The 12812-nt window shown below is 43.2% G+C and carries 12 protein-coding genes; 5 read left to right on the top strand and 7 right to left on the bottom strand.

The genetic code is table 11. The features are described from left to right. Positions 1 to 30: 30 nt before the first annotated feature. A complete protein-coding gene (locus tag MWG72_RS04555; RefSeq protein WP_247143320.1) occupies positions 31 to 372 on the bottom strand; it encodes an MGMT family protein in 342 nt (113 codons plus the stop codon). 159 nt (positions 373 to 531) lie between these two features. Continuing rightward, positions 532 to 2031: a cation:proton antiporter gene (locus MWG72_RS04550; protein WP_247143319.1), complete on the bottom strand. Its 1500-nt coding sequence runs from the start codon at positions 2029 to 2031 to the stop codon at positions 532 to 534. 215 nt (positions 2032 to 2246) lie between these two features. On the opposite strand from MWG72_RS04550, the gene MWG72_RS04545 reads away from it, so the two are divergent. Further along, positions 2247 to 2801, top strand: a complete 555-nt coding sequence (locus MWG72_RS04545) for a hypothetical protein (protein ID WP_005107529.1) — start codon at positions 2247 to 2249, stop codon at positions 2799 to 2801. Between the two features lie 37 nt (positions 2802 to 2838). On the opposite strand, the gene ypfJ is transcribed toward MWG72_RS04545, so the two are convergent. Both ypfJ and MWG72_RS04535 read right to left on the bottom strand, forming a co-directional pair. Then, the gene (gene ypfJ / locus MWG72_RS04540; RefSeq protein WP_004279421.1) at positions 2839 to 3744 is read right to left on the bottom strand and encodes a KPN_02809 family neutral zinc metallopeptidase; all 906 of its coding nucleotides are present in this window, start codon (positions 3742 to 3744) and stop codon (positions 2839 to 2841) included. Positions 3745 to 3792: 48 nt separating this feature from the next. Continuing rightward, positions 3793 to 4719, bottom strand: coding sequence for a DUF808 domain-containing protein (locus tag MWG72_RS04535; protein WP_180086569.1), 927 nt, complete (start codon positions 4717 to 4719; stop codon positions 3793 to 3795). A gap of 189 nt (positions 4720 to 4908) precedes the next feature. On the opposite strand from MWG72_RS04535, the gene trpS reads away from it, so the two are divergent. Next, a complete protein-coding gene (trpS, locus tag MWG72_RS04530) occupies positions 4909 to 5922 on the top strand; it encodes a tryptophan--tRNA ligase (protein ID WP_005246965.1) in 1014 nt (337 codons plus the stop codon). Between the two features lie 345 nt (positions 5923 to 6267). On the opposite strand, the gene MWG72_RS04525 is transcribed toward trpS, so the two are convergent. Then, positions 6268 to 7719, bottom strand: a complete 1452-nt coding sequence (locus MWG72_RS04525) for a capsule assembly Wzi family protein (RefSeq protein WP_247143318.1) — start codon at positions 7717 to 7719, stop codon at positions 6268 to 6270. A 149-nt stretch (positions 7720 to 7868) separates the two neighbouring features. Then, complete coding sequence (gene lysS / locus MWG72_RS04520; RefSeq protein WP_071850582.1) at positions 7869 to 9398, bottom strand: lysine--tRNA ligase; 1530 nt, start codon at positions 9396 to 9398, stop codon at positions 7869 to 7871. Positions 9399 to 9786: 388 nt separating this feature from the next. On the opposite strand from lysS, the gene MWG72_RS04515 reads away from it, so the two are divergent. Beyond that, a complete protein-coding gene (locus MWG72_RS04515; protein ID WP_004279417.1) occupies positions 9787 to 10281 on the top strand; it encodes a YqiA/YcfP family alpha/beta fold hydrolase in 495 nt (164 codons plus the stop codon). 40 nt (positions 10282 to 10321) lie between these two features. On the opposite strand, the gene MWG72_RS04510 is transcribed toward MWG72_RS04515, so the two are convergent. Beyond that, positions 10322 to 10864: an adenine phosphoribosyltransferase gene (locus tag MWG72_RS04510; RefSeq protein WP_247143317.1), complete on the bottom strand. Its 543-nt coding sequence runs from the start codon at positions 10862 to 10864 to the stop codon at positions 10322 to 10324. Between the two features lie 487 nt (positions 10865 to 11351). Here MWG72_RS04510 and rubA point away from each other — a divergent pair, with 487 nt between their 5' ends. Together rubA and rubB are read left to right on the top strand one after the other, a co-directional pair. Then, on the top strand, positions 11352 to 11516 hold the full coding sequence (gene rubA, locus MWG72_RS04505) for a rubredoxin RubA (RefSeq protein WP_004646274.1): 165 nt from the start codon (positions 11352 to 11354) through the stop codon (positions 11514 to 11516). Positions 11517 to 11606: 90 nt separating this feature from the next. Continuing rightward, entirely contained in the window at positions 11607 to 12785 is a 1179-nt protein-coding gene (rubB, locus tag MWG72_RS04500) for a rubredoxin reductase RubB (protein WP_213687762.1), read from the top strand. The last annotated feature ends 27 nt before the right edge of the window (positions 12786 to 12812 follow it).

Raw genomic sequence — 12812 nt, 5'->3', positions numbered from 1 at the left:
CCCCACTTTTCACCAAGTGGGGATTTTTTTTTATATCTCGACCAGACCATCCCATTGATAGCGTTTTAAATCCAAGCGATCACCTTTAAGAAAAATTCCTTCCTGCATGAGTTTTTGCTGCTGGATATTCTGGCCATGTTCGTCCAGTTGCTTCACACTGATTTTCGCCTGGGCATTGATCACCCGATACCAAGGAATATCAGTGTCCGAATCTAGATGACTTAATACCCGTCCGACCAATCGCGCATGTTTGGGTAAACCTGCCAGTCTAGCAATCTGTCCGTAGGTGGCGACTTTGGCATACGGAATCTGATTGACCACAGCCAAAATCATTTCTGCCATTTCCTGACTGGCTGAACTTGTCTGGGTCATTTTCATCTCATTAATAGCTTATTTAAATCAAAAATCACAATCCACCCCCAGTAAAAAAGCTATAGGAGAGTGATTAAGCCTGATGAAATACGCTGATTCAAGCTCTCATCTCACTATAAAAACCAATCTAACAGTCTCTTGATCTTCTAAGTTTTATCTTTAGAAATTATCCGGATTTTCCAGTCTTTTTACTTCCTGAACTTTATCTGGATGATGCACCGTGGCAACGCCATCTGCATCTTTCTGATCAATCAGAATTTCTGGCTGAAAGATAGTAATAGTCTCATTTCCTTTGGCATCTTCTCCAACAATATAGCGAAAACCCTTACGATTCATTTTATGACACATGCGTTGATACCAGCCTTTAAAGCCCTGCGTCTCTTCATTGGGATTATAATAAAACGTATTCATCACCGCAGGCAGGCCCAAGCCACATACCACACCGGACAATAGCACTACAATAAAGGTATAGCCCACCAGAATACTGCTATAGGCTTCCAGCTGAGGAACATTGGCGACCGCCAGAATTAAGGCCAAAGAAATCCCGCCCCGTACTCCGCCCCAAGACAGGATGGTCAAACTGCCGTTATAGCTTTTCTTGCTGACTTTTGGGAACATGGCAAAGGCCAGATAGTTGGCTGCAAAACGGGCCAGATGTAGAATCACAAAAGCCACCATTCCGCCCAGAACCAGACTGGTACTCAAGTCCAGAATAAACAATTCTAGACCAATCAGGGTAAACAGGAATGAATTGATAATTCCCTCAACCGTATGCCAGAAATGATTAACGTCACCAATTTCAGCATCTGCCAGGATTTCTTTCCATTTATTGCCAACAATCAAACCACCAATCACACAGGCAATTGGCGCGGAAGCATGTGCCAGCAAAGCCACCAGATAGGAACCACAAGCCAGCAAGGCCGTGGTCAAAATCAGAGATTCCATTTCATGCTTACCGCGCAAAATCCGCAAGATCGCAAAACCGAATCCGAGACCAATCAGCACCGCCACGACAATTTCATAAAGCAAGGTTTGCAGCACTGCCAGTACCGTAAAGTTTTCACCTTGCAGAACATTGAGCAAGGTCATAAATAAGGCAATACACATTGCATCATTAAACAGTGATTCGCCTTCAAGCTTGACAATCAAATGATGCGGTGCGCGAACCGAACTCAATACGCCTTTGATGCCGATCGGATCTGTGGCGCCCAAGGCCGCCCCTAGCAAGAGCAAAACCAGCAGGTCAACATGTTTACCAATCAGGAACTGATAACCATACAACACCACACCAAAGAACACTGCACAGAACACCAAAGCCAGACCAGCCAAAATACTGATCGGCCGCCAGTGGTTACGCAAATCTGAGACCTTAAACTTCAGCGCAGATGAAGTCAGGATAAAACAGATCACCCCATTGATCAGAAAATCATAGAAATCGACGTGACGAACAGCCTGCTCGATATTGTCAATATTGATGCTAAAGAATGGATTGCCATGCAGTAAACTGGCGCCCCACTGCAAAATAAAAACAAAGATTGCTGAGACAATCGGGACACCGATCGCTTGCGGAAAACCCAAAACGCGCTTATTAAACATCGTCGTAGCAATGGACAAGGCAAATACGACTGTGAGTAGCTGAAGAAAAAAGAAATTTCCCATTCGGTTTCCTAAAATCGGGCGAGATGGAGCACTATGCGCCGAGAGGCGTTGTTAAAATAGAGATTTGAATAGCAAGGTATTCTGGCAAAACAAGTTTAGTCCGTTTTTTATCGAATTGAGTTAAGTTTCTTTTCAGTATTTTCGAATGATGATTTAACATACAGGTCAGCACTCGGCTTTTGCTTTCCCATCATTCTATTTTGAATTTTTCTCCCATGCATCAAACTGTCAAAACCATTTTTCGTCTCTGTTTTGCCAGCGTGATTTTTCTGATCACGTTGTCCTTATGTTTTACCTGCTTTGCTAAAATTCAGGAAATTCTGCAAGCAGAACAGCATTATCAGCAAGCCACCAGCATTCCCTTAAAAAGTTCAACCGGGGAGCAGTATGTATTGGTGTCCAATAACCAGCGACCGGACAATGCCATTTTTATTCTGATTGCAGGAAATGGTTATGTGGCCAAAATCAATTGTGAGCATTACAGCGCTTTATGTAGCGATGAAGACAATCAATCGCATACCCGACAAATCCAGAGCGTTGACTTAATTAAAGCGGGAAATCTCTTCTATATTGAAAAAATCCAGTTCAGAGATAGCCGGACTGGCAAAGCAACTGCTTTAGAATATAACAAACAAGATATTCAGCAGTTTTATCAAAATGACATGAGCAACCTCAAATATACGGTCTTTGCAATTGCCCTGTTTGCTTTGGCTGCGTTATTTGTCAGTATCAAGATATTAAGAAACTTCCGACGTTTTCTGCATAAATAAAAAAAGGAGCATCTGCTCCTTTTTTTATCGAAGTCATTTAAATATTTTGATTAAAGGTATCACAATTCGCAACCTGACCAGATTTCAAGCCGGTATTAAACCACTGCACCCGCTGCGCGCTGCTGCCATGAGTAAAGCTGTCCGGCACCACCTGCCCGCGAGCACGTTTCTGTAAATAGTCATCGCCAATTTTATGGGCGGCATCCATCGCTTCCTGCACATCGCCCTGTTCCAGAAATTGGGTCCGTTCATGATTATGGTACGCCCAGACCCCGGCCAGACAGTCTGCCTGCAATTCCTGACGCACTGAAAGCTGATTACTTTGCACTTCGCTTGCTTGCTGACGTGCTTGCTGTACTTGAGAAGAAATACCTAAAATCGTCTGGATATGATGCCCCACTTCATGGGCCACGACATAGGCCAGCGCAAAATCCCCCGCCTGATCATTACGGGAAAGTTCGGTGGCATTCTGTTCTCCAGTAATGCCCATTTGAGTGCGCATATCTTTAAAGAATGCCGTATCGATATACACTTTCTGGTCTGTCGGGCAGTAGAAAGGCCCCATCGCCGCCTGAGCCGTACCACAACCAGAATTCACGATGCCGTTAAACAACACCAGTTTCGGTGGGACATACTGCTGATTTAACTGCTGCTGAAACACCTGATTCCAGGTATCTTCAGTATCTGCCAATACAGTTCCAACAAAATCAATCGACTCCTGCTGTTCTGGCGTGGGATTTTCCAGGCCACGTGTTTCTGCCGCACCTGATACCCCCTGAGTGACCTGCTTGGTGGTTTGATAAGCCTGTTGTGGATCGACACCGAAAAACTTCCAGGCCACAAAGGCCACAATCAATCCAACAATACTGATTCCGCCAGCTTTGGCACCACCACCGCGACGGTCTTCTACATTGCTACTGACACGACGACCTTTCCAACGCATAGTCTTTTCCTTTTCTTAATCTGCTCAATATCCAGATATTTCGACACCTTAAGCTTTTGATGATTTAGGCCAGATTTTCTTAATCAGGCTAATCACCAACATGACCAGCAGACCCGCTAAAATTCCCACTGCGAAATTAATCAAGGTCGGCGTCACGGCACCGACAATGTTTCCAATGCTGGGAATATCCTGCACATAAGCAACACTGTCTTCAGTAAAGTGATGAATAAAAGGAATTGCATGGTTAATAATTCCACCGCCTACCAGGAACATCGCCGCAGTTCCAACAATGGAGAGAATTTTCATCAGGACCGGAGCAAATGCCAACAAGCCACGTCCTATTTTTTGTTTAAAATCGGACTGCTGTTCAGTCAGATGCAGACCGATATCATCCAGCTTGACAATCAGCGCGACAAAACCATAAACACCAATGGTCATGACCACCGCGATCAGGCTTAAAACAGTCACTTTGGTCAGCATCGAGGCTGCGGCGACCGTTCCCAAAGTAATCACAATAATTTCAGCAGACAGGATAAAGTCGGTGCGGACGGCACCTTTCACTTTTTCATTTTCAAACTGATGCAAATCCATTTCCGTATGGATCAATTGCTCACGTGCCTGTTCCGCATCCTTGGCCTTCGGTGTATGCAAGGTATGAATAATTTTTTCCACGCCTTCATAACACAAAAACAAACCACCCAGCACCAACAAGGGATTAATCAGCCAGCCTGCAATAAAGCTGATTAATAAGGCCAGCGGCACCAAAATCAGTTTATTGACAAAAGAACCTTTGGCGACTTTCCAGACCACCGGCAATTCACGATCAGCCCGCACACCTGTCACTTGCTGCGCATTTAAAGCCAGATCATCACCAAGGACGCCTGCAGTTTTTTTTGCTGCCATTTTGCTCATGACAGCGACATCATCCAGGACTGTAGCAATATCATCTAATAATAGTAATAAACTGCTCGCCATACTTATTATCCTTATCTTCTTTCCACCTAGTTTAATCAAAATTCTTAAAAATATTGTATTCACTTGTTTAATTTATAAGATTTTTTTACGACAGCTTTTTTTCTGGCTGACAATCAAAAACAGAATGCCGTACAATGTTGCCATTCGTTAAAATACAGCTGTAGTACTGACTACCCTTTGGAATAGATAATGAGTAATCAAGATAATCGTCCAGTGATCTTGACGGGCGACCGTCCTACCGGACAACTCCACCTCGGCCACTTTGTGGGTTCATTACGCTCTCGTGTAGGTCTGCAAGATTCTCACCATCAACATTTGTTACTCGCGGATGCTCAAGCCCTAACTGATAATGCGGACAATTTTGAAAAAGTACGTCGTAACATTATTGAAGTGGCGACGGATTATCTGGCTGTCGGTATTGATCCAACCAAGACTACGATTTGTGTTCAGTCATGCCTGCCAGCACTAAATGAACTGACCATGCTTTACCTCAATTTCGTGACGGTTTCACGTTTAGAGCGTAACCCGACCATTAAATCTGAAATCCAGATGCGTGGTTTTGAGCGTGATATTCCAGCCGGCTTCTTGTGCTATCCGGTGGCTCAAGCTGCTGACATTACAGCATTCAAGGCAACGGTTGTTCCTGTGGGTGAAGATCAAATTCCAATGATCGAACAGACCAACGAAATCGTGCGTCGTTTGAACCGTCAAATTGGGCATGACCTGCTACCAGAATGTAAGGCTCTTCTTTCCAATGTCGGTCGTTTACCAGGTTTTGATGGTAAAGCAAAAATGTCAAAATCTTTGGGCAATACCATTGTGCTGGATGCGACAGATAAAGATATTAAGAAAGCGGTCAACGCCATGTATACCGATCCGAATCACCTACGTATTGAAGATCCAGGCCAGGTCGAAGGCAACGTGGTATTCACTTATCTAGATGCTTTTGATCCAAATAAAGAAGAGCTGGAAGAGCTCAAAGCTCATTATCGTCGTGGCGGTTTAGGCGATGGTACAGTGAAAAAACGTCTGGAAGGCATTTTAAAAGAGTTGATCGGCCCAATCCGTGAGCGGCGTATCGAACTGGTTAAAGATCCGGATTACATCATGGATATCCTGAAAACCGGTACGGATAAATGTCGCGATATTACCCAGGCGACACTGGATGAAGTCAAATCTGGCCTCGGCGTATTCCATTTTTAATTAGAAAAAATTGCTCTTAAAAGCTCTTCTGATGAAGAGCTTTTTTATTTAAGCTAAAATTGCGCAAAAATGATGCAAATATCCCCACATAATCTTCATAGTTTTAACCTTATTTAACATGTATTAACATGAATACTGATGAGTCATATGAGAATGCGTCCTATTATGGTCATATTCAGTAAGGAATCAGATTTAACTCTCTCCACAGTTAATTTTGAAATAGTTTGAAAAAACATTCCTTTTTCTACGCAATGACAACCCCAATCATTGCGTTTTTTTTGCTTATAGTTTTTTAAAATGATAAAAAAATCCTGCGTTTAAGCAGGATTTAATCATGGCTAAGAATTAATAACTGAACAAGCCTTTTTCTAATGGTATTTCGATACCTAAAGAAACTCCGCTATCTCGACCATTTACCTTTGAATCACCGACCCATGCATTAATTTTAAGCGGCATTTCTGGACGTATATAATGTGACCAGGTCAAATCCAGTGCTTTAATCTCATCATTAAAAGCAAAAGCAGCATTATTAACAGCGGCAAGTTCTGATTGATTCACATCAGCAAAAAGTATACGCCCTGATAAGCGGTTCATAAAATCAATACGAATATCTCCACCCACGGAAATCATCTGCGCATCGCCACCTAAAGCATGTGCTAGAGGATAACCATGCTGATAAAAACCGTCTGTATAATTCGTATGGTTGTAGGAAATGCCTTGAACCTTGCCATTAGTCCGCGTATCTGCCCATTCTGTGTAGAGCTGATATGGCATATTTTTTACAGTGGAAGAATAGTCAATGCCGGCAAGATACATTTTTTTTGCAGGTAAGCCCCCAGCCTCATCCTCTCCTACATATTGAGCATATAGACCTACCGGAATTTGGGTAAGAGAAAATAAATTTAACCGCGCATCGAAGCCGGCAATCTGGTTAGATGGGTCTGGTTCACCTGTACCCCCATTATCTTTACTACCCACAAAAGCATCCCACAGCGAACTTAAACTTTCAGGTCGTCCTTCCCCACCCCACTGAATCGCACGCGAGGCACCAAGCTCTAAATAAGGTAAAGGCTGTGCTGTAACACGCAAACCAATCAATTTGGCGTCTGGAACTGCGCTATAGTCATCGAGTTGACCCGCAAAAGCCTGATACTGCCACGGCCCAATCCAAGATAACCATTTATTTTCAAATGCTGTCTGTTCTGCACGTTGAACTGTAAAGCCATAGACTGGACGACTGGCATCACCACGCATCAAGCTGCCATCATGGCCTGGCCCCCAATAAGTTGGAATCTGCCCAGCAATCAACCATTGATTCCAAAGTTTCCCCGCCAGATAAGAACCTTCGAGATTTACATCCTGATCATTATCAATTTGTGGATCTTTTTCAGCATTCACCCTGATTTTGGCATCCCAATTCGTACTGCCAGCATTAAACTCTAAAGCTGCCTGATATTGTGCTTTTTGCTGATCCCCGAAAGTCTGTGGAATATTTTTTTGATCGGTTTCTGCAAATACACCCAATTTTAGCAGTTGATTATCTGCCTTTAGTTTAGCCAGAACCGAATCGATTACACGCTGCTGTATAGTATTGCTGATCTGCGCATTTGTTAAGGCTCGTTGAATTTCATCCCCACTCAGCGGCCAGGTTGAGGTACTGATTTGAATAACCCCTTGCTGGTTTAACCAGTTCAGGTCAGTACGCAAATTTGCATCATTTAGAACCAGGCCCTGAGCAAAAGCAGGAAGAGCAAGCGTAGTCAGCAACACACTCAATAATGTTTTTTTTAGCAACATGGGATGAATATTCTCAAGTTTATTTTCTGCTTCACCTTAATCGCTCCTATGTTAATTTTCAACGATTAAACTGTTGTTTTTTACTCAAGCTTTCAGATGTATCGATAAAAAATAACCCACACAATGGTGGGTTATTTTGAATTCAGCATTTAAGCATTTTTATGACGCATATGCGGGAACAAGATCACATCGCGGATACTTGCTGCATTGGCAAAGATCATCACCAGACGGTCAATACCAATACCCTCACCTGCTGTTGGAGGAAGACCGTATTCCAATGCTTCTACAAAGTCTGCATCGTAATGCATAGCTTCATCATCACCAGCATCTTTTTCAGCAACCTGTGCCTGGAATCGTTCAGCCTGATCGATTGGATCATTTAATTCCGAGAAGCCATTTGCCAACTCACGGCCACCGATGAAGAATTCAAAACGGTCGGTAATGTGTGGATTGTGATCATTACGGCGTGCCAATGGAGAAGTTTCCGCTGGATATTCAGTAATGAACGTCGGCTGACGCAATTTGGTTTCTACGGTTTCTTCAAATACCATAGTTTGCAGTTTGCCCAGACCAAAACCTGGCTTCACTTGCTCTTTCAATTCTTCCTGAAGGAATTTTGCCAGGAACTCACGGTCATTGACATTTTCAGGAGTAAATTGCGGGTTATTTTCCAGAATCGCATCGAACATTGAAATTTTCTTGAATGGCCCTTTGAAGCTATACACTTCATCGCCATAAGGCACGTCAGTCGTACCCAAGATATCAATCGCCAGACGCTCCAGCATTTGCTCGGTCAATTCCATCAAGTCTTTGTAATCTGCATACGCCTGGTAGAATTCAATCATGGTGAATTCAGGGTTATGACGGGTAGAAACACCTTCGTTACGGAAGTTACGGTTAATTTCAAACACACGTTCAAAACCGCCAACTACCAAACGCTTTAAGTAAAGCTCTGGCGCAATACGCAAGAACAATGACATATCTAATGCATTATGATGTGTTTCAAAAGGACGTGCCGATGCACCACCTGGAATCACATGCATCATTGGCGTTTCAACTTCCATATAGCGCTTTTCAGTCAGGAAGGCACGGATACCCGCCACAACTTTGGCACGAATTTCAAAAGTTTTACGTGTTTCTTCATTAACGATCAGGTCAAGATAACGTTTACGATACTTCACTTCAGTATCGTTCAGACCATGGAACTTGTCTGGAAGCGGACGCAATGATTTGGTCAGTAATTCAAAATGTTCGATATGTACATACAAATCGCCTTTACCCGAACGACCGATATAACCTTCGACTGCAATGATATCGCCAAGGTCCAGACCTTTAATGGTAGCCAGTACATCTTCAGCGAGTTCTTTACGCGCCACATACAGCTGGATACGACCTGTCATGTCCTGGATCACGATAAATGAACCACGGTTCAACATTACACGACCGGCAACTTTGACGTAGACCTTTTCGCCTGCTTCAATTTCTTCTTTAGATTTATCAGCGAACTGGTCTTGTAAATCCTGGGCATAATGCTCACGCTTAAAGGTATTCGGCCATGGGCTCTTACCTGTTTCTTGTGCCTGAGCTTCAATTTGCTTTAACTTGGCATGACGCTGTGCAATTAAATCGTTTTCGGAAATGATTTGTTCAGAAGTCGATTGAGCGTTAGTTTGCGTCATCTCTGCCTCGAATAAGATTAGTTAAAAAATAGAAGTTGCATAGAATAGCAGAAATCCTTCTCAAATCGTAGCGCAAACACTCTCAGGAACCGGCTTTTCTTTGGAAAAATCCACTATCCTGCTATTTACACCATTCGGTTGAGCCCTTCTGTCACTCTTTTAAATTCCCTTTCTTCAACCTTTTGCAGCACCCCGCTGCTCTCAGTTGGGATTAAAGTTTAAATCAGACAGGGGTTATACAAAATCATTGCACTGCAAAATTGTGGCTTAGACCAATAGCTAACTGCCTTGTACACCCAGACGTTCTACAATGACGCTCAGATTGAAGATGATGTGCCAATCAACAAATAACCAATATGGCATGTCCCATAAAAATGAGTAATGAACTATGTCTAAGATTTTGTTTTTACATGGCTTAGATTCCTCCAGAGAATCCACCAAGTTCCATGCCATTGATGTGGTACATAAATACTGTATCGATGTCGATTATCGAAATCTGAGTTATAGTTCGGTCACCGAGTTTTATCATGAGATGATTGAAACCATCAAACCGGATATTCTGGTCGGCCACAGTCTTGGCGGTTATTGGGCACTGAAAATGTCACAAGCGTATCAAATTCCATGTGTAGTGGCCAATCCCATTTTGCAGCCTAACTTCCGCGATGATTATCCGCCGATTGGGCATCACGATTTACAGCATGATATTCCTCAGTTTGCCTATCTGGAGCTGGGCGATGAAATTCTGGATATGCATGCGGTTCAGACACAACTTGAAGACTATATGCAAATTCAGGCAGTTGATGGCGGCCATCATCGTCTGGAACATCCTGAGCAAATTAATACACTGATTCAGGAAATCGAAGATCATTTTATCAGGCAATAAAAAAGCCCCACAATTTTGGGGCTTTTTTTAAATGTATAACTTAAGCAACTGCCGCTTCAGGCTGAGATTTGTCATCCAGCACTGACCAGATATCCAGGCCTAATTCAGCATGCAGGTCAGGAAGATCAAGGAAGATACTTGCACCAAGTACTTCATGTTGACATTTTTGAGCCAGTTCATTTACAGCTTTTAAGGTTCCACCAGTTGCCAGAACATCATCCACAATAATTACTTTCTGGGACTGAACGTTCGCAGACATTTCTAAACGATCCATACCATATTCCAGGCTATAACCTACACCGACCACTGGAGGTGGCAATTTACCTGCTTTACGCACCAGCAATAAGCCTTTGCCTGTACGTTGTGCCAACAAGCTTGCCAACACAAAACCACGCGCTTCAACCGCAATAAAGCTTTCTACTTCTGCCAGTTTGTCAGCAGGAATGCTGGCAATCAAAGCGTCAGTCAATGGACCAATATTGCTCATGAAAATTGGGGTCAAATCAAAGAAGCAAATTCCTGGTTTTGGAAAATCTTGGACCGTACGAATGTGAGACCACAAAGAAGTAGACAAATTGCTCATGGGAGATCTTAAAAAAAGAAAAGGAATATGGGAATTTTAAACCTATTTGAGTGAAACGAACAAGCCAAGCTGTCTAATAAAAACCCGATGTTTAACCACAAGATATTGATTTTATTATATTGATTTATTTTAAAAATATTTAACCCAGACTTTACTGATTCTAAATTACCTAAAAACTCAAGTTTTTACTGCACGACTTTGGTCTATCCCCCAAGATAAACGCTCATTTTTGCCATCCTCAGCTTTTTATCCTTTAACCGTCTGCGCTAGAAAAGCTGATTGGCGTGATTTTCTGATAAATGAGGAATGTGTCGTCTATTCTGCTGCTAATTTCGCTGATTAAGCTTTTATTCACTTTACTTTCTGAATAGAACTGCGTAAAAATTTAGCCAAATATGTTCACTGTTAAAAAGTCATATTCTTTTAGAGTCTTGCCTTTTATGGATTTTAAGCTGACGCCTACAGTTGCTCAGTTTTGGAGAGTTACATGAGAAAGTTTCAATGCATCGTATGTGGATGGATTTATGACGAGGCAGAAGGTTGGCCTCAAGACGGGATCGTGGCAGGCACCAAATGGGAAGATATCCCCGATGACTGGACCTGTCCAGATTGCGGCGTGTCTAAAATTGATTTCGAAATGATCGAAGTCTAATCACGTCCAGTTAAAGGCCATATCCATATGGTCTTTTTTATGCCTTTCAATCATTTATACAGCATGGAGCTCTACCATATGGAAACAACTATGCATCCTATCGTCATTATTGGTTCAGGTATGGCGGGTTATGCCGTAGCACGTGAATTTCGTAAACTCAATCCAGAACATGAATTGCTGATGATCTGTGCGGATGATGCGGTCAATTATGCCAAACCGACGCTTTCCAACGCTCTGGCCGGCAATAAAGCACCTGAACAAATTCCACTAGGCGATGCGGCTAAAATGTCGGCACAGCTGAATATGCGCATTGAACAGCATACTTGGGTTAAGGCGATTCATCCGGAAGATCATCAACTGGTTTTGGAAAAAGATGGCCAGGAAAGCACGCAACATTATAGCAAACTGGTATTAGCCATCGGTGCCAATCCGGTACGTCTGGCGATTGCCGGTGATGCCAGCGATGACATTCATGTCGTCAACAATCTAAGTGATTATAAAACTTTCCGTAGCAACCTGGCAGCACGTGAAGACAAACGTGTGGTGATTTTAGGTGCAGGCCTGATTGGCTGTGAATTTGCCAATGACCTGCAAAATACCGATCATCAGGTTACAGTCATTGATTTGGCACCTCAGCCGCTTGGCCGTTTATTGCCAGAACATGTTGCTACTGCCTTCCAGAAGAATCTTGAAGAAACCGGCATTCACTTTGTCTTGGGCACAACAGTCGAAAAAGTCTCTCGTGCGGACAATGGTGATTATCTGGTCACGCTGGCCAATGGTCAGTCTCTGGTTGCAGATGTAGTATTGTCTGCGGTGGGCTTACAGCCAAATATTTCTTTGGCGAAACAGGCAGATGTACACACCAGTCGCGGAGTTTTAACCACTGCACAACTGGAAACCAACCAAGCCGACATCTATGCTGTGGGTGACTGTGCCGAGGTCAATGGAACCTTATTGCCCTATGTCATGCCGATCATGCAACAAGCCCGCGCTTTGGCAAAAACCTTAAATGGCGAACATACTGCCGTGCATTATCCGGCTATGCCGGTGGCAGTAAAAACGCCTGCTGCACCTTTAACAGTATTGCCTGCACCGGTTGATATTGATGTTACTTGGGAAACTGAAGAGTTTGACGATGGCATGCTGGCTAAAGCGTTCGATGCTAACGGCACCTTACGTGGTTTTGTGCTTTTGGGCGCCACTGCAGCCAAACAGCGTCTGACCTTGACCAAGCAGGTTCCTGACTTGATTCCTGCTGCGGTTTAGAGGTTTAATAGCAAGGATATTTTTTAA

The organism is Acinetobacter lwoffii (assembly GCF_022967985.1).
In the GTDB taxonomy this organism is placed as follows: domain Bacteria; phylum Pseudomonadota; class Gammaproteobacteria; order Pseudomonadales; family Moraxellaceae; genus Acinetobacter.
The sequence above is the reverse complement of the archived record's forward strand: the minus strand, read 5'-3'. Positions and strand labels throughout refer to the sequence as shown.